Raw genomic sequence first — 17973 nt, forward strand, 5'->3', positions numbered from 1 at the left:
AGAAAAATAGATATGGATAAAAGAGAAATATTTGACGCTTTAGATGATTTTTCACAAAATCTAATGCTAACTCTGGCTGAAGTAGAAGCAATTAAAAAAAATCTAAAGAGTGTTATTGAAGAAAATACAGTTCTGCGCTTGGAGAATGACAAGCTAAGAGAACGACTCGGAGAAGTGGAAAAAACAGGACCAAGTAAAGGTGGCGGTCAAGGACGCGACAATCTTGAACGGATTTATTTGGATGGTTTTCATATATGCACAGACTTCTATGGTCAAAGAAGAGATAATGACGAAGAAGAATGCGCCTTTTGTAATGAATTATTGTTTAGGGAGTAGCTATGCAAATTCAGAGAAGTTTTAAAGATACGTCTTCCTATGGTAAGCTCTATCTGGTGGCGACTCCGATTGGTAATCTGCAGGATACTAGCACTCGTATGTTAGAAACTCTTGAGAAAGTGGATTATATTGCGGCAGAGGATACACGTAATACTGGTCGCTTGTTGGATTATTTCGATATTTCGACCAAGCTAATCAGTTTTCATGACCACAATTCCAGAGCCAGGATCCCAGAAATCATTGCTCTTTTAAAAGAAGGTCATGATCTTGCCCAGGTATCAGATGCTGGTCTTCCCTGTATTTCGGATCCAGGCCACGACTTGGTAAAAGCTGCCATTGCAGAAAATATCATCGTCGTATCAGTGCCAGGTCCCTCTGCCGGAATTTCAGCTCTGATTGCTAGTGGTTTGGCTCCTCAACCCCACATTTTTTTTGGTTTTCTTCCTAGAAAAAAAGGCCAGCAAAAAGAATTTTTTGAAAGCAAGAAGGCTTATCCCGAGACGCAGATTTTTTATGAATCCCCCCATCGGGTCAAGTCGACTTTGGAAAATATGCTGGAAGTTTATGGAGACAGACAGGTAGTTCTAGTTCGCGAGTTGACAAAGATTTATGAAGAATACCAGCGGGGACTGATATCTGAATTACTGGAAGCCATTGGTGATGAGCCACTCAAGGGTGAGTGCCTACTGATTGTAGACGGTGCTAGTGAGGAGAAAGCTGATAAATCAGAAGAGGAATTATTGGCTGAAATTGATTTTCTCATTGAAACCGGCAGTCAAAAAAGCAAGGCTATCAAAGAAGTCGCGAAAAAATATGGTTTGAATAAGAGTGACTTGTACTCAACCTATCACCAGTAATCATACAAGTGACTGAGAGCTAAAAGACAAGAAAGGGACTAGAAAAGTTGACTTATTATAAAATGATCTATCATTCTCCTTTGGGTCCTCTTTCTTTGGTTGCGGATGAAAGCGGACTGAGAGGTGCTTGGTTTGTTGGCCAGAAATATTTTGAGCGTGGTCTAAGTGGACAAGTAATTGAAGCAAGTAATCCCTTTCTCGAGCAGACTGCTCAGCTTCTTGATGCCTACTTTGCTAGTCAGGATGTAGATTTCTCAAGTTTGACTTTAGCAGATGCAGGGACTGATTTTCAAAAGCGCGTTTGGAACTATTTGAGTCAGATTCCTAAAGGGCAGACGGTGACTTATGGGCAAATTGCCAGAGACCTTGATGTTGCTTCTGCTCAAGCGGTCGGAGGAGCTGTTGGTCGGAATCCATTTTCCGTTATCATTCCTTGCCATCGCGTTTTGGGAAGTCAAGGACAAATGACAGGATATGCTGGTGGTTTAGATAAAAAGCTCTGGCTTTTAAACCATGAAGCAGCAAAGATTGATAGAAAAAAATAGAGGTGAACTATGTTACATTTTATCGAATACCCAAAATGCTCTACCTGCCGCAAGGCCAAGGCTGAGCTCAATCAATTAGGAGTGGACTTTGAAGCGGTAGATATTGTCCAAAATACACCTAGTCGGGACCAACTTCTAGACTGGATCCAGAACTCGGACTTTGACCTCAAGGCCTTTTTCAATACCAGCGGACTCAAATACCGTGAACTAGGACTCAAAGAAAAAGTTCCACATATGACAGCTCAGGAAGCTGCAGATTTATTATCAACAGACGGTATGCTGATTAAACGACCGCTCTTGGTTCGAGATAACCAAATCTTGCAGATTGGCTACCGGAAGGCGTATGAAGAGTTGGGGCTGTGAGAAGATAAGGCTTGATAAAAAGGCTATTATATTCATCTGTAGTCAAATAGAACGACAAAATGAAATAGAGAACATCCAATTGTGTTAGATAATAAAAAAACAGACTGAAATCAAGAAATAGGAAAGATTTAGTCACAGGTAAAGAGGCGAATGGATTGAAAGCCTCTTTTTTCTAACATAGAATTTCTTACCAGTTTGTTGAAGCTGTGGATAAGGCTTCTAAACAATTTCATTTGATATTTTGTAAGATGATCTCCCACCTTGCCAGGAAAGTGATGTTGAAAAACATATGTAGGTAGGTAAGTCCAAGAATTTTGAGGTCTATATTATTAAAGATGAGGAAGAATTATAATGTTTCTATCTTTTAAAATACGATATCGATCTTTTAGAGAAGGTTAGTGAAAAAATATTATATTTATGTGAATTAGTTGTTGATTTAGATACAAATCAAATTGTACACCTTGATTTTCTTAATAGGTTGGAAAATATGTTTAAAATAATAAAAAAAGAATATAATCAGCAAGAGGAGTTAATATATAAAACGGATACAAAGGAATTAATAGCTACTCCAACAATAGCTAGCGATATTACTTTTAGTTTTATATATTTATTTTTAGGTTTTAATTCAGAAAATATGGAATCCACCCAACTTTGGGGGTATCATAACGACTTTTCTTGGATAAAAAGAAGTTTGGTGCCTCCTAAATCTGATAAAGATTTTATTGTTGTTACAGATAATGATATTAATGGTGGAGATAGTTCTCGCATTGACTATGCTTACAATTGGGAAATGTATTATGATGAGCAATCAGGTTGGATTAAAATCGGCTCTGAAATTTTAAGGGAAGATCTTAACCATGTTGAATTTTTCAGAAATACTATTGCTGGTATTGATTGGCATGGCAATATCCAAGAATTTTGGCTCAAACCTAAATTTAAATGATGTGAAACTAATATAGTGTTTCCTAGAATATAGGTTTCTTTGTGACGAATATTTGATCCTCTATTTCGAACTGGTTGACAGGTTTGTCTTGGTTACAGACTGGTATCTATACTTTTATTTTTAAAGATTATGATTTCTTTTTGATTGATGATGAAGAAGAATTGCAAACTTTTAAATGGTGAAGAACTTCTTATCGAAGGAAATAGGTATAAGGAGTATCAAGTGGGATGGAAATAATTATTATAGGTGAGGATTGTTCCATTTGGTATATTCAAGATCACTACCAATCTTTCATAGGAATAAAACAAAGGGAATATAATGTCAAAAAAATTTAATAATAGAACGTTTAGAAAGATAGAACAAACTTATAGAGTTTATTTACCTGACGAATTCAAAAAAGTTTTTGGAAATATGGAGGAACTTCCTGAAAACTGGTATGATTGGAGTGACTTTTCACCTCAGAATGTTAAAATGCTGAGTAATTACATACAAATAATCAAAGAAAATATAGCAGAAGAAATAGAATATGTTGATTGGAGTGATAATTGGGGAGAAGCTCCTAGAGATTTAGAAATTATGAAAAGAGAAATACGAAGTCGTTTAATAAATTCTCCAACATTATTCCCTATTTCTGGTCATAGGTATATTGCGTTATGTAATACTCCGATTTCGCCAGTATTTTCAATTGTTGGTTCCGATATAATTTATTATTCTAAAAGTATAACAGATTATTTTCATGGAATTACAGTAAGCAGAGAGACAAATTTATCTGATTTACCCCAAATTTCTTTTTGGTCCGATATTGCACAGTGATAAAATTGAGATAAAAATATTTTTAGTCCCATCAACAGGAAATCTGCATTGAAAAGAGAAATATTTAGGAAAGAATATACAAGATGTCATGATTTTTCTTTTAGGGAATGTGGTTCAAGTAGATTGTATGATTGAATTTGGGTTAGGAAGCGTGGCAGAAGAAGCTCTTAATGACATTAAAAAGCTTTTCATGATATAATAAATCTATCTCAATCTTAGAAAGAAGAATCATGGTTTTATCAAAAAAACGGGCTCGGCATGTGATTGAAGAGATTATTGCTCTTTTCCCTGACGCCAAGCCTAGTCTGGATTTCCGCAATCACTTTGAGCTTTTGGTAGCGGTCATGCTGTCGGCTCAGACGACAGATGCTGCGGTCAATAAGGCAACGCCGGCTTTATTTGAAGCCTATCCAAGTCCTCAAGACATGGCTGCGGCTGGTGAAGAAGACATTGCTAAATACATCTCCCGCCTAGGACTCTATCGCAATAAGGCCAAGTTTTTGAAGAAATGCGCCCAGCAACTTTTGGACGACTTTGACGGTCAAGTACCACAAACGCGGGCGGAATTGGAAAGTCTGGCCGGAGTTGGTCGCAAGACGGCCAATGTAGTCATGAGTGTGGGATTTGGCATTCCAGCTTTCGCTGTCGATACCCATGTGGAGCGGATTTGCAAGCATCATGATATCGTTAAAAAGTCGGCAACGCCACTAGAGGTAGAAAAGCGAGTTATGGATGTCCTTCCGCCGGAACGTTGGCTGCCCGCCCATCAGGCAATGATTTACTTTGGACGTGCCATCTGCCATCCTAAAAATCCCGAGTGCGATCACTATCCGCAACTCTATAACTTTAAAGACATTTAAAAGAGAGTGGGACAGAAATCGGTAATTCGTTAGAATTCGATTTCGTCGTCCCACCTCCGCACAGTTGAGTAGGGCTGTAAAAGCTGATGAAATCAGCGTAATAGAGCCCACTCAACCACTGCGTCTTGCTCGACAATCCAAAGACAATTGAGAGGCTAGGACTTTTGTCCCAGCCTCTTCTTATTCACTAAATCTTAAAAAATAACCATCTGGATCCAAAATCGCAAATTCATGAGGGTAAATAAAGCTATCTCCTACTCGAAATTCTCTTTTTGTCAGGGGACGATGGATAAGATAGTCAGCTTCCAGCAATTTTTGGTGGAGCTGTGGGACATCTTCAATGCCAAAGGAAATATTGACACCACGTCCGAAAGGATAGGCCAGTTGGGCTAATTCTTCTGTGCTGCCTTCTTCTAGCATAAGTTGGCAGTCTTCAAGTGAGAGGAAGAGAAATTTCTCCTCTGGACGTTCGTATTCGACAGAGAATCCCAGCAAGTCACAGTAGAAGTGGCGCGACTTTTCGATGTCAGATACCATAAATTCGGGAATGACAGCTTGATAGTCCATTTGTTTTCTCCTTAGAGTTCAATCTCCATGACAATGGGTGTGTGGTCTTGGCGCGCACCGGAGTCAATCATATCAGACTTGGTCACCTTGTCTGCCACGCGGTTGCTTGTCAGCCAGTAGTCGATTCTCCAGCCTGTGTTGTTGATTTTAGAAGTCTTGCTACGTTGTGCCCACCAAGTGTATTGGTGAGGGATATCGCCGTGTAAATGGCGGAAGGTATCGGTAAAGCCTTTAGCCAGTAGGTTGGTGAAGCCAGCGCGCTCTTCATCGGTAAATCCTGGTGAACGGCGGTTGCTGGCTGGATTGGCCAAGTCAATTTCCTTGTGAGCTACATTGTAGTCGCCAGTAGCAAGGACTGGTTTTTGTTGATCTAGTGTTGCCAAGTATTCAGCGTATTTGGCATCCCAGACTTGACGGTCATCCAAGCGTTTGAGGCCATCGCCAGCATTAGGTGTATAGACCTGAGTAACGAAGAAGTCGTCAAATTCCAGCGTAATAATGCGACCTTCGACATCCATGGTTGATGGAGCGCCGATTTCTGGGAAAGTTATGGTTGGCGTTAGTTCTTTTTTGTAGAGGAACATGGTTCCTGCATAGCCCTTGCGGGCTGGCTCTTGGGAGGAACGCCAAGTGTTTTCATAGTCTGGGAAAAGATTTGCCAAAATCTCCAAGTGTTTTTTTGTCGGACCTGTCGCAGATAGTTTTGTTTCCTGAATGGCGATAATATCTGCATTTTCTGCTTGCAAGGTCTGAAGGACGGCTTGAGAGAGCTGAGCGCGGGCAGAGTCGCTGGTCAATGCAGCGTTGAGAGAGTCAATATTCCAAGAAATGAGTTTCATAAAATTTCCTTTTCTAGTAGAAGTTTGCTGAGTTTATTATAACAAAATTCAGGACTGATTTATAGCAAAGTGATTTCAAGAAGCTTGGGAAGTAAGAAAGATTTTCTATGCTTATGTTTATGTTTTGAGTCAGACCAGGCAGAATAATGAATTTTCCAGCACAAGCAATTCAAGCGGTTCTGTCTGGAATGAAACAGCTAACTCATCGTCGAATAAAGAGGTGAAGAAAGCCATAAATATCCCTTATCACCAAATAATCTTGTCTAGATTGATATTCTGGAGTCAATTGGCAAAACAGAAGAATGGCTGGTGGAAAGGCTGTCTAAAGACGGCTATACTGATATTTTGAATACCTTCATCGCGGAGTATGAGAGTCGGAATTTGAATGTTGTGACCTATTAAACCTAGAATAATTTCTGGTTTTTTAATTATATTTACTGTGGATGACTGTCTTTTCTCAAACCTTGCAAAATATGGTATAATGAAGTGTTATCAAAAAAGGTTTCATTAGCCTTGAAAGGATTAAAAAATGACTGAAAAACAATCGTTTTATATTACAACCCCTATCTACTATCCGAGTGGTAAACTCCATATCGGGTCTGCTTATACAACTATTGCCTGTGATGTTCTGGCTCGCTACAAGCGTCTCATGGGCTACGATGTTTTCTATTTGACAGGTCTAGATGAGCATGGTCAAAAGATTCAGCAAAAAGCTGAGGAAGCTGGTATTAGTCCGCAAGCTTATGTAGATGGCATGGCAGTTGGGGTCAAGGAACTCTGGAAATTGTTAGACATTTCTTACGATAAATTTATCCGGACGACTGATGACTACCACGAAAAGGTTGTAGCTGATGTCTTTGAACGTCTCCTAGCTCAAGACGATATATACTTGGGTGAATATTCAGGCTGGTATTCTGTATCAGACGAGGAATTCTTCACAGAAAGCCAGTTGGCAGAAGTCTTCCGTGATGAAAATGGAAAAGTAACCGGCGGAATTGCGCCATCTGGACATGAAGTGGAGTGGGTATCAGAAGAGTCTTACTTCCTCCGCCTCAGCAAGTACCAAGACCGCTTGGTAGAATTTTTCAAATCTCACCCTGACTTTATCACTCCTGATGGTCGTCTTAATGAAATGCTGCGTAACTTCATTGAGCCAGGTTTGGAAGACCTAGCGGTTTCTCGTACAACCTTTACCTGGGGTGTGCCAGTCCCATCTAATCCAAAACACGTTGTCTACGTTTGGATTGATGCCCTTCTCAACTATGCGACTGCTCTTGGCTACGGTCAGGACGACCATGCTAACTACGATAAATTCTGGAACGGAACAGTCTTCCACATGGTGGGCAAGGACATTCTGCGCTTCCACTCTATCTACTGGCCAATCCTGCTCATGATGTTGGATATCAAGTTGCCTGACCGTTTGATTGCTCACGGCTGGTTTGTCATGAAAGATGGTAAGATGTCTAAGTCTAAAGGAAATGTGGTCTATCCTGAAATGCTGGTAGAACGTTATGGACTAGACCCTCTTCGTTACTACCTCATGCGTAGTCTCCCTGTTGGTTCAGATGGAACCTTCACTCCTGAGGACTATGTGGGTCGTATCAACTACGAGTTAGCCAATGACCTTGGAAACTTGCTCAACCGTACTGTTTCTATGATTAACAAGTACTTTGACGGTCAAGTGCCAGCCTATGAAGAAAATGTAACAGACTTTGATGGAGCCCTGGCTCAGGTGGCAACTGAATCTATCGCTGACTACTACAAACACATGGATGCAGTTGACTACCCACGCGCCCTAGAAGCAGTCTGGACGCTTATCTCTCGTACCAATAAATACATTGATGAAACTGCTCCTTGGGTCTTGGCTAAGGATGAAGCCCTCCGCAATCAACTTGCAAGTGTTATGAGCCACTTGGCAGCTAGCCTTCGTGTTGTGGCGCACATGATTGATCCTTTCATGATGGAAACGAGCAAGGTTGTCCTCAGTCAATTAGGCTTGCCTCAAGCCACGTCTCTGGAAAATCTAGCAATTGATCAGCTTCCAGCAGGTCTGACAGTCGTAGAAAAAGGAACACCAATCTTCCCACGTCTGGATATGGAAGAAGAAATTGCCTATATCAAAGAACAAATGGAAGGCAACAAACCTGCGGTTGAAAAAGAATGGAATCCAGAAGAAGTCGAGCTCAAACTTAACCGCAAGGAAATCAAGTTTGACGACTTTGATAAGGTAGAAATCAGAGTTGCTGAAGTCAAAGAAGTGTCTAAAGTTGAAGGCTCAGATAAGCTGCTTCAATTCCGCTTGGATGCTGGTGACGGTGAAGACCGTCAAATCCTCTCTGGTATTGCGAAATACTATCCAAACGAGCAAGAACTGGTCGGTAAGAAAGTCCAAATCGTTGCCAACCTCAAGCCACGTAAAATGATGAAAAAATATGTCAGCCAAGGGATGATTCTCTCAGCCGAACACGGCGACCAACTGACTCTTCTTACAGTGGATGAGAAAGTACCAAATGGAAGTTTGATTGGATAGAAGGATTAAAATTTTTGAAAGAAGTGTCTTGATTTTATCTTAAATTTCCCCGCAGCTAAATATTGCTGGGGGATTTTTTTGCATATGAGAAAGCGCTTGACAAGTAGTGTATATACATATATAATATCTATTGAAAAGTTTTAGGGGTAATGTTATGAAAATAGCAAAAACAGTAGCACTTATTTTTGTGGTGCTTTTAATTGTCGTTCTCTTTCCGCTTAATCCATATCTATCAGTTCTTCTGGCTCTGATTAGTTTTGGAACTTTATTTTTGATTGTAAAGAAGTAGGAGAATGAGAATGTTTAAGACTCTTTTTAAAAAAGTACTAGGTGCAAAAATCTATGTTTGGATTGTAATAGTTATACTGACTACTTTATTTGTAGTGGCAAAAACCTTCAATCTTATTGGATATTTTCAGGGAAAGAATGCTTCATCCGAGCGTAGTCAAGTTTACACTCAAATAACTCGTTTAGAGAAAGTTAACCAAAGTGTTTTTTTAGATGTTGGGATTCAGAAGGTTGAAACGATTGAGAAAGATAAGAAGATACCTGGTACTAACATCAGTATTCCATTGTCTGTTAAAAAGGCAATTATCATCCTTAATTATACGGCTAAATTTGGAATCAAAGAAGGAGTTAAAGTTAGGAAAATTGCTGAGCATGAATATGAGTTAACGATCCCTAAATATGAAGTTATAGGAGTTAAGGTCCCAGATAACCCCAAAGACCGATACAAACTATATGACTCGAGTGGCCAATTGTTGAGCGGAGCAACAGAAAACATTGATACCGGAGAACATGTTACTAAATCTCTCAGTAATAAAGAACAGGAAGTATACCTTAGACAATATGAGGAGCAGATTACTGAATCAGCTGAAAAATACTATACAAGTATCGTGACTAGTATCGATCCAGAAGCAAAGCTAACGTTTAAAAATACTAATAAATAGTGAACATTAAGTTCTATCAACTGTTAAAAGCATCTTGCATTAAATTGCAAGGTGCTTTTAGAGTGTTTTAGTTTTCCCAGATATAATCAGTTCTCTATACTAGAAGATATTTCTTTGATTAGGTCGGTTTTATCCTAGCATTTTACCAAGATGAAGAATTAAGGTATACTAGGTGTAAGATTTTTTATTGGAGGTATGAGTGATGATAAAAAAATGGGACAGAAAAACAGTCTTAACCTTACTATATAGTTTTGTCGCACTGGCTTTAGCGGTGACAGTTTGTTTTCTTCTTGTGTCTAAGTTTAGTCATAAGGAGCAGCCAAAACAAGCGAGTTCTTCTACATCAGTTTCGACATCTAAGTCTGACAGCTCAGAGCAAAAAGTTAGTATTTCAGGTGAATATGTAGCGAATACGGGTGATAAAGCTAAAATTGACGGTGGTGATAAGGAATGGAAGATTAATTACCAAACTCCTGATGGTGCTGTTTCAGCAGAATTTACGACAGAATGGAAATCTGAAGGAGAAACTTTAATAGCGACTGATAAGATGAGAAAGTCAGATGGCAATAGCGACTTTACCATTACTGTCCGTATTTTCAAGTATAAGACCTCCAAGCAACCTCTCATAACGATTACCATGTCAGACGGCAATCCTGCCCATGAAATGGTTTTTGCTAATCAAAAAGATTTTTTTGAACCGAGCGATGAGAATGGTGAAGGAACACAGACTACAGAATAAATTGATTGAGAGATAGAATTACGAGAGAAGATTTAATTTGTGTTGGTGGAAAAGTGAATAACACTAAGCTCCTCTCACCTAATTCTCATTCTAGCAGTCAATTTCCTACCCTAAATGTTCGGTCTGGGAATACGGGATATCTAATTGCTCTATTAAAAATTGGATTTCCTAATCCTTACGGAGACCTTTCAGATTCAAGCAAAGCTAGATTGGCACTGGGGCAAAACATTGGAAATCTTCCTGCTGATCAGTATTATTATAGACAATAGAAGAGTCAGAGACGAGAAGGGTGAATAACTCTATTCTCGTTTTTTTAGTTAACAAAACAAAAAAATGTTTGAAATAAACAGAAATATGTGGATAAAATGAGAGAAATGAGTTATAATGAACAAAACCAAGCTAGAGAGGATGGAGTATGAGTAAGAATCAAAGACAAGATGAAATTCTTAAATTTGTGGATCGAGCTGGAACTGTAACGGTTGCGGAGATCATGGAGACCATGAAGGTTTCCGATATGACAGTTCGCCGTGATTTGATAGAGTTAGAAAACCAAGGAAAGCTTACGCGAGTATTTGGTGGGGCGAAGAGTAATAAGGTGCAACAATATCGAGAGCTACCGCATGAAGAAAAGCTTTTTAAAAATATTGAGGCCAAGCGAACTGTTGCCAAGAAAGCTGTCCAGCTTATCGAGGAGGGAGACACTATCTTTCTAGGTCCTGGAACATCGGTCGAAGTGCTAGCTGAGGAAATATCAAATCAACATCTGCGCGTGATTACGAATTGCTTGCCTATTTTTAACGATCTACTCAAGAAAAAATCAGATACCTTTAAAGTTTTTCTGTTAGGTGGAGAAATGCGTGATGCTACTCAAGCTTTTGTCGGTGAAATGACCAATGCTCTTATGGATCGTATGTATTTTAGTAAGATGTTTTTCAGTGGAAATGGCATCAAAGATGGTCAAATTATGACATCTTCCTTTGAGGAAGCTTATACTCAGAAGCTAGCCTTAGACCGTTCAAAAGAAAGCTATCTTCTTATCGATTCATCTAAAGTTGGCAAGGAGGATTTCACTGCTATCTGCTCCTTATCGGAGATAACAGCCTTAATCACGGATCAGACTTCAGAAGCTGTTCAGGGAGAGTTGGAAGTTTATACAAAAGTAATTTCCTAGTTTAATCTAATTAAATAAACAGTTAGTCAAAAGCCCTTTAAAGGGCTTTTTGTTTATTTTAATCATACAGTGAAATTCGTATGAAAAAAACAAACAAATAATGTTGACAAAAAACGATAAATTTAGTATATTATTAATATATTAAAAGAAAGCGTTTTACCAAAATTCTTTCTTGTAGATCAAACAAAGGAGAATGCTCATGGCAATTATTATTGGAGCAGATGCTGCTGGAAATAAGCTAAAAGATGTGGTTAAGGACTTTCTCATTGGAGAAAACTTTGAAGTAGTCGATGTGACGAAAGAAGGTCAGGATTTTGTTGATGTGACATTGGCAGTTGCGGCTGAAGTGAACAAAGAAGAACAAAATCTTGGTATCGTGATTGATGCTTATGGGGCTGGTCCATTCATGGTAGCGACCAAAATCAAAGGTATGGTTGCGGCAGAAGTCTCAGACGAACGCTCTGCTTACATGACTCGTGGTCACAACAACTCTCGTATGATCACAATGGGAGCTGAAATTGTTGGAGAAGGCCTGGCTAAGAATATTGCCAAAGGTTTTGTCAATGGTAAATACGACGGCGGACGTCACCAAATCCGGGTCGACATGCTCAACAAAATGTGCTAAGAAAAGGAGAAGTCAAATGAAAATTGCAATCGGATGTGACCATATCGTTACCAATGAAAAAATGGCGGTTTCAGATTTTTTGAAATCAAAAGGCTATGAAGTTCTTGATTTTGGTACTTATGACCATACACGGACACACTATCCAATCTTTGGTAAAAAAGTTGGTGAAGCTGTAACTAGCGGTCAAGCTGATCTTGGGGTATGTATCTGTGGTACTGGTGTTGGTATCAACAATGCTGTCAATAAAGTTCCTGGTGTCCGTTCTGCCTTAGTTCGTGATATGACAACAGCTCTTTACGCTAAAGAAGAACTTAATGCCAATGTTATTGGTTTTGGTGGTAAAATCACCGGTGAATTGCTCATGTGCGATATAATTGAAGCTTTCATCAATGCTGAATACAAACCATCAGAAGAAAACAAAAAATTGATTGCGAAAATTGAGCACGTTGAAACTCACAATGCTCATCAAGCAGATGCAAACTTCTTTACAGAATTCCTTGAAAAATGGGATCGCGGTGAATACCACGACTAAGAGGTGACGCATGATTTTAACAGTCACAATGAATCCATCCATCGATATTTCCTATCCTTTGGATGAATTAAAAATTGACACTGTCAACCGTGTGGTGGACGTGACCAAGACAGCTGGTGGTAAAGGGCTCAATGTTACACGAGTTCTTTCAGAATTTGGTGATTCTGTTGCTGCTACTGGTTTAGTTGGTGGCAAACTTGGTGAGTTTTTGGTAGAACATATTGACGATAAGGTTAGTAAACATTTCTTCTCGATTCAAGGAGAGACTCGTAACTGTATCGCTATTCTGCACGGAGACAACCAAACAGAAATTCTTGAGAAAGGGCCTGAAGTTCTGGAACAAGAAGGTCAAGATTTCTTGGCTCATTTCAAAAATCTCCTTGACACTGTAGAAGTAGTGGCCATCTCAGGTAGTCTGCCAGCAGGTCTTCCAGTTGATTATTATGCGAGCTTGGTAGAGCTTGCTAATCTCACAGGAAAACCAGTAGTTCTAGACTGCTCAGGTGCTGCCCTTCAGGCGGTTCTTGAATCACCACACAAACCAACAGTAATCAAACCAAATAACGAAGAATTGTCTCAGCTTCTAGGAAGAGAAGTTTCTGAGGATTTGGATGAATTAAAAGAAGTTCTTCAAGAGCCTTTATTTGCAGGTGTTGAGTGGATCATTGTTTCACTTGGTGCAAATGGTGCTTTTGCAAAACATGGTAATACTTTCTACAAGGTAGATATCCCTAGAATTCAGGTAGTTAATCCTGTTGGATCTGGAGATTCTACTGTGGCAGGAATTTCATCAGGACTTCTTCATAAGGAATCTGATCAAGAACTTCTCATCAAGGCCAATGTCCTTGGTATGCTCAATGCTCAAGAAAAAATGACAGGTCATGTGAATATGGCCAACTATCAAGCCCAGTATGATCAACTATTAGTAAAAGAGGTATAAAATGGCTTTAACAGAACAAAAACGCAAATATATGGAAAAACTTTCTGATGAGAATGGGATCATCTCAGCTCTCGCCTTTGACCAACGAGGTGCTTTGAAACGCCTCATGGCTCAATACCAAACAGAAGAGCCAACAGTCGCTCAAATGGAAGAACTCAAAGTCTTGGTAGCGGATGAATTGACAAAATACGCATCTTCTATGCTTCTTGACCCAGAGTATGGACTTCCAGCTACAAAAGCGCTTGCTCCAAATGCTGGTCTTCTCCTTGCTTATGAGAAAACTGGTTACGACACAACAAGCACCAAACGCTTGCCAGACTGCTTGGATGTTTGGTCTGCAAAACGCATCAAAGAACAAGGTGCAGATGCTGTTAAGTTCTTGCTTTACTATGACGTAGACAGTTCTGACGAACTCAACCAACAAAAACAAGCCTATATCGAACGCATCGGCTCTGAGTGTGTGGCGGAAGACATTCCATTTTTCCTTGAAATCCTTGCTTACGATGAAAAAATCGCTGACGCAGGTTCTGCAGAATATGCTAAAGTAAAACCACACAAGGTTATCGGTGCTATGAAGGTCTTCTCAGATCCACGCTTCAACATCGATGTCTTGAAAGTGGAAGTTCCAGTCAACGTCAAATACGTTGAAGGATTTGGCGATGGTGAAATCGTGCATACACGCGAAGAAGCAGCAGCCTTCTTCAAAGCGCAAGACGAAGCAACTAACCTGCCATACATCTACTTGAGTGCTGGCGTGTCAGCCAAACTCTTCCAAGAAACACTTGTCTTTGCCCACGAATCAGGTGCAAACTTCAACGGCGTTCTTTGTGGACGTGCAACTTGGGCTGGATCAGTTGAAGCTTACATCAAAGACGGTGAGGCAGCAGCTCGTGAATGGCTTCGTACTGAAGGACGTCAAAACATTGAAGAATTAAATCAAGTGTTAAAGAGCAGTGCAACCTCTTGGAAATAGAATCATAGATTATATTTTAAAGAGAAAAACAATATATGTCTTAGCATAATTTGTAGGCTTTTAGTTATAAATAGTAGATTGATTTTATATTGAGATAAAGATATATTAAATATAGAAAGGGGTGAAGTATTATGGGACTTAATCAATTGTTTGATAAGAACTTGGTCTTCTGCCTACAAGCGGATAATCAAGAACATCTTTTTAATCAAGTCGCTAACCTTCTTGAAGAAAGAAAGATTGTAACTCCTTCTTATAGGACTGCATTAATCGAGAGAGAAAAGTCATTTCCAACTGGATTGGACATGGAGTTTCTAGGAAAAGACTTACCGAATGTAGCAATCCCTCATACAGATATTGAACATAACTTAGCTGAAAAAGTTGTTGTGGTACGCTTAAATCAAGCTGTGACTTTTCACAACATGATAGCACCTGATAAAGAAGTAGAAGTTTCACTTTTGTTCTTTATCATTAACAATTCAAGTTCTAGCCAGACGAATATTCTGGCACAATTGATGGATTTCTTTACTAAGAATGGAAATTTAGATAATTTATCTAAGTTGGCAAATGAAGATGAATTATATGGCTATATAACAAAAGAAATCGGATAAAAAAATCAAGAAAATATATAAAACGGAGGAAATCCAAATGATTAAAATTTTAGCAGCCTGTGGGGCTGGTGTTAATTCAAGTCACCAAATTAAGAATGCGGTAGAAGAAGAATTATCTAACCGTGGTTATGACGTTCGCTGTGATGCAGTGATGGTCAAGGATGTCAATGAAGATTTGATTAAAGGCTATGACATTTTTACACCAATTGCTGCGACAGATTTAGGTTTTGATCCTGGTATTCCAGTAGTAGAAGCCGGTCCAATTTTGTTCAGAATTCCAGCAATGAGCGCTCCAGTGTTTGATAATATTGAAGCAGCTATCAAAGAGCATGGTCTGAGTTAATTTTTTTAAAGAGTATGAAAGCGCTGTCTAAATGGTACGCTGGAGTTCTCATATTATAAACAATATATAAATTAATATAAATCGGGAGGATTTATTATGGATGGCATTATTAAATTAGCCAACGATATTTTTAAGCCAATTTTGGCGATGGGTGGTCCAATCATCATGTTAATCATTTTGACGGTCCTAGCCCTCTTGTTTGGAGTAAAATTCTCCAAAGCCCTCGAAGGTGGTATTAAATTAGCGATCGCCTTGACAGGTATTGGTGCAATTATTGGAATGTTGAATGGAGCTTTTTCAGCTTCTTTAGCAAAATTTGTAACCAATACGGGGATCCAGCTTAATATTACTGACGTAGGCTGGGCACCACTTGCAACGATTACTTGGGGTTCAGCTTGGACTCTATATTTCTTGCTTGTTATGTTGATCGTCAATGTCGTGATGCTCTTGATGAAGAAAACTGATACACTCGATGTAGATATCTTTGATATTTGGCACTTGTCAATTACAGGTCTCTTGATTAAATGGTATGCAGATAACAACGGAGTAAGTCAAGGTGTTTCTCTTTTTGTAGCAACTCTTGCAGTCGTACTAGTAGGAATCATGAAGATTATCAACTCTGACTTGATGAAACCAACTTTTGACGACCTCCTAAATGCTCCAAGTTCATCTCCAATGACATCTACTCACATGAACTACATGATGAACCCTATTATCATGGTGTTGGATAAGATCTTTGATAAATTCTTCCCTGGACTTGATAAATACGACTTTGATGCTGCTAAACTAAATAAGAAAATTGGTTTCTGGGGTTCTAAATTCTTTATTGGTTTCCTTCTTGGTATTGTAATCGGAATTATGGGAACACCACATCCAGAAGCAAACGTGGAAGACTTAAAAACATGGGAATTGGTTATTAAATCTTGGTTGAGTCTTGGTTTAACAGCTGGTGTCTCCTTGGAATTGTTCTCATTGATTGGTTCATGGTTCATTGCAGCGGTAGAACCACTTTCACAAGGTATTACAAACGTTGCTACAAAACGTCTACAAGGACGTAAATTCAATATCGGTCTTGACTGGCCTTTCATCGCTGGTCGTGCTGAAATCTGGGCTTGTGCTAACGTACTTGCACCAATCATGTTGATCGAAGCAGTACTTCTTTCTAAAGTTGGTAATGGTATCTTGCCACTTGCTGGTATCATTGCGATGGGTGTAACTCCAGCTCTCTTGGTTGTTACTCGTGGTAAATTGATCCGTATGATCATCTTCGGAAGTCTTCTCTTGCCACTCTTCCTTCTTTCAGGAACTCTGATTGCTCCATTTGCAACTGAGTTGGCTAAGAGTGTTGATGCCTTCCCTAAAGGGGTAGCTTCTACTCAATTGATCACTCACTCAACTCTTGAAGGTCCAGTTGAAAAACTCTTGGGTTGGACAATTGGTAACGCAACAACCGGTGATATTAAAGCTATTCTAGGTGTTGTAGTCTTCCTTGCATTCTATATCGGTATCTTTGCTTGGTACAGAAAACAAATGATCAAACGTAATGAAGAGTACGTAGCTCAAGGTAAAAACTAATAGGTATTTCTTTTGAGAAAAGAATGAAAACATAATAAGATTGCTTATTCTTAGATAGAAATAGATTAAAATGAAAAGAGAAGAGACCTAAAATCAAGGGAATAATGAATATGAACTTGCTGACGGTCTCTTTCTAAATAGAATTGACTAGTTAGCTTCTAGATTTTTATGAGCTGTCTTAGTATGATAATCTTGAATAGGACACTAGTAATTTATTCTTATATTTTGTCCCCCTCCCATTTCTGTTTATCAGATTTGGGATTTTTTAATATGAAGGAGTTGGTAAACTGTATTTTTTGATACAATATGTATTGAATATCAAAGTAACAAAGGAAATAGAAATGAATCCTATGATTATGATTGTGGTACTTGGGCTACTCTGGCTAGTCATTGTTTTTCCACTCTATCTTTACTATCGAAAAGAAATTTCTATTAGAAGTAAATCTACATCTTTAATATCAGGCAAAGTAGTAGGATATAACAGTTCTATCTATAGTCGCCATGGGGAGCCACCTCAGGTGGCCTTGCCTATTGTAGAGTATACCGTTCGCGACAAACAATATCGGAAAAGACTTGAGTATAAGCAGTTTATCCCCGCATCTTCAGGAAAAATCCAAAAAGATGTCTTTTCAGGTGACTATGTTTATGGATCGGATAGGAGTCTAGACTTGAAAAAGATATTTCCCGTCGGCTCAAATATGGCCGTTTACTATAATCCTAAGAATCCTGAAGAAGCGTATGTTGAGCGCTGCATCAGCAATGAAAAGTATTTTAAATATTTGTTTATCGGATTTTCTATTTCCTTGCTCATTCTGATTGGAATTAATCTTTTCCGTATAGTTTTGTAGTTTGAAAAGTTTATTT

At 39.0% G+C, this 17973-nt stretch carries 22 protein-coding genes and 1 pseudogene; 21 read left to right on the plus strand and 2 right to left on the minus strand.

The features are described 5' to 3' along the window. The first annotated feature begins 12 nt into the window (after nt 1-12). The 7 genes from yabA to nth all read left to right on the plus strand — a co-directional run bounded on the left by yabA (nt 13) and on the right by nth (nt 4717). Entirely contained in the window at nt 13-336 is a 324-nt protein-coding gene (gene yabA / locus PCY09_RS09045; RefSeq protein ID WP_061602156.1) for a DNA replication initiation control protein YabA, read from the plus strand. 2 nt (nt 337-338) lie between these two features. Next, nucleotides 339-1193, plus strand: coding sequence for a 16S rRNA (cytidine(1402)-2'-O)-methyltransferase (gene rsmI, locus PCY09_RS09050; RefSeq protein ID WP_061602155.1), 855 nt, complete (start codon nt 339-341; stop codon nt 1191-1193). A gap of 47 nt (nt 1194-1240) precedes the next feature. Next, the gene (locus PCY09_RS09055; RefSeq protein WP_061602154.1) at nt 1241-1738 is read left to right on the plus strand and encodes a methylated-DNA--[protein]-cysteine S-methyltransferase; all 498 of its coding nucleotides are present in this window, start codon (nt 1241-1243) and stop codon (nt 1736-1738) included. 9 nt (nt 1739-1747) lie between these two features. Then, nucleotides 1748-2101, plus strand: a complete 354-nt coding sequence (locus PCY09_RS09060; protein ID WP_061602153.1) for an arsenate reductase family protein — start codon at nt 1748-1750, stop codon at nt 2099-2101. Between the two features lie 487 nt (nt 2102-2588). Next, on the plus strand, nt 2589-3044 hold the full coding sequence (locus PCY09_RS09065; RefSeq protein ID WP_061602152.1) for a hypothetical protein: 456 nt from the start codon (nt 2589-2591) through the stop codon (nt 3042-3044). A 318-nt stretch (nt 3045-3362) separates the two neighbouring features. Beyond that, nucleotides 3363-3857, plus strand: coding sequence for a hypothetical protein (locus tag PCY09_RS09070; protein ID WP_125397230.1), 495 nt, complete (start codon nt 3363-3365; stop codon nt 3855-3857). A gap of 230 nt (nt 3858-4087) precedes the next feature. Then, nucleotides 4088-4717: an endonuclease III gene (gene nth / locus PCY09_RS09075; protein WP_125397229.1), complete on the plus strand. Its 630-nt coding sequence runs from the start codon at nt 4088-4090 to the stop codon at nt 4715-4717. A 180-nt stretch (nt 4718-4897) separates the two neighbouring features. On the opposite strand, the gene PCY09_RS09080 is transcribed toward nth, so the two are convergent. Together PCY09_RS09080 and PCY09_RS09085 are read right to left on the minus strand one after the other, a co-directional pair. After that, nucleotides 4898-5284 carry a VOC family protein gene (locus PCY09_RS09080; protein WP_125397228.1) on the minus strand — a complete coding sequence of 129 codons (387 nt, stop codon included), beginning with the start codon at nt 5282-5284 and terminating at the stop codon, nt 4898-4900. An 11-nt stretch (nt 5285-5295) separates the two neighbouring features. Continuing rightward, nucleotides 5296-6123, minus strand: a complete 828-nt coding sequence (locus PCY09_RS09085; protein WP_125397227.1) for an exodeoxyribonuclease III — start codon at nt 6121-6123, stop codon at nt 5296-5298. A 150-nt stretch (nt 6124-6273) separates the two neighbouring features. Between PCY09_RS09085 and PCY09_RS09090 the strand changes: the two are divergent. The 14 genes and pseudogenes from PCY09_RS09090 to PCY09_RS09155 all read left to right on the plus strand — a co-directional run. Continuing rightward, nucleotides 6274-6525: pseudogene (locus PCY09_RS09090) on the plus strand (YetF domain-containing protein); the annotation flags it as partial. A 127-nt stretch (nt 6526-6652) separates the two neighbouring features. Beyond that, nucleotides 6653-8653 carry a methionine--tRNA ligase gene (gene metG, locus PCY09_RS09095; RefSeq protein WP_125397226.1) on the plus strand — a complete coding sequence of 667 codons (2001 nt, stop codon included), beginning with the start codon at nt 6653-6655 and terminating at the stop codon, nt 8651-8653. A 154-nt stretch (nt 8654-8807) separates the two neighbouring features. Further along, a complete protein-coding gene (locus PCY09_RS09100) occupies nt 8808-8942 on the plus strand; it encodes a hypothetical protein (RefSeq protein WP_260469974.1) in 135 nt (44 codons plus the stop codon). A 4-nt stretch (nt 8943-8946) separates the two neighbouring features. Then, nucleotides 8947-9603 (plus strand): DUF4230 domain-containing protein, encoded by a 657-nt coding sequence (locus tag PCY09_RS09105; protein WP_125397225.1) that lies wholly within the window; start codon nt 8947-8949, stop codon nt 9601-9603. Between the two features lie 202 nt (nt 9604-9805). Further along, nucleotides 9806-10342, plus strand: a complete 537-nt coding sequence (locus PCY09_RS09110) for a hypothetical protein (protein ID WP_111723948.1) — start codon at nt 9806-9808, stop codon at nt 10340-10342. A gap of 415 nt (nt 10343-10757) precedes the next feature. Beyond that, on the plus strand, nt 10758-11513 hold the full coding sequence (locus PCY09_RS09115) for a DeoR/GlpR family DNA-binding transcription regulator (protein ID WP_061595967.1): 756 nt from the start codon (nt 10758-10760) through the stop codon (nt 11511-11513). A 199-nt stretch (nt 11514-11712) separates the two neighbouring features. Beyond that, the gene (lacA, locus tag PCY09_RS09120) at nt 11713-12138 is read left to right on the plus strand and encodes a galactose-6-phosphate isomerase subunit LacA (RefSeq protein ID WP_061586092.1); all 426 of its coding nucleotides are present in this window, start codon (nt 11713-11715) and stop codon (nt 12136-12138) included. 16 nt (nt 12139-12154) lie between these two features. Then, nucleotides 12155-12670, plus strand: a complete 516-nt coding sequence (gene lacB, locus PCY09_RS09125) for a galactose-6-phosphate isomerase subunit LacB (protein ID WP_008809451.1) — start codon at nt 12155-12157, stop codon at nt 12668-12670. A gap of 10 nt (nt 12671-12680) precedes the next feature. After that, nucleotides 12681-13610, plus strand: a complete 930-nt coding sequence (locus PCY09_RS09130; RefSeq protein ID WP_125397224.1) for a tagatose-6-phosphate kinase — start codon at nt 12681-12683, stop codon at nt 13608-13610. A 1-nt stretch (nt 13611) separates the two neighbouring features. Further along, nucleotides 13612-14583, plus strand: coding sequence for a tagatose-bisphosphate aldolase (lacD, locus tag PCY09_RS09135; RefSeq protein ID WP_061595965.1), 972 nt, complete (start codon nt 13612-13614; stop codon nt 14581-14583). Nucleotides 14584-14714: 131 nt separating this feature from the next. Beyond that, nucleotides 14715-15191 (plus strand): PTS sugar transporter subunit IIA, encoded by a 477-nt coding sequence (locus PCY09_RS09140; RefSeq protein ID WP_061595964.1) that lies wholly within the window; start codon nt 14715-14717, stop codon nt 15189-15191. Nucleotides 15192-15228: 37 nt separating this feature from the next. Then, a complete protein-coding gene (locus tag PCY09_RS09145) occupies nt 15229-15534 on the plus strand; it encodes a PTS sugar transporter subunit IIB (RefSeq protein ID WP_008809454.1) in 306 nt (101 codons plus the stop codon). A gap of 96 nt (nt 15535-15630) precedes the next feature. Beyond that, nucleotides 15631-17109 (plus strand): PTS galactitol transporter subunit IIC, encoded by a 1479-nt coding sequence (locus tag PCY09_RS09150; RefSeq protein ID WP_061596208.1) that lies wholly within the window; start codon nt 15631-15633, stop codon nt 17107-17109. Nucleotides 17110-17450: 341 nt separating this feature from the next. Next, nucleotides 17451-17957: a DUF3592 domain-containing protein gene (locus PCY09_RS09155; RefSeq protein WP_125397223.1), complete on the plus strand. Its 507-nt coding sequence runs from the start codon at nt 17451-17453 to the stop codon at nt 17955-17957. The last annotated feature ends 16 nt before the right edge of the window (nt 17958-17973 follow it).

This window comes from Streptococcus sp. SG2 (assembly GCF_030439925.1).
GTDB classification, from domain to species: Bacteria; Bacillota; Bacilli; order Lactobacillales; family Streptococcaceae; genus Streptococcus; species Streptococcus gordonii.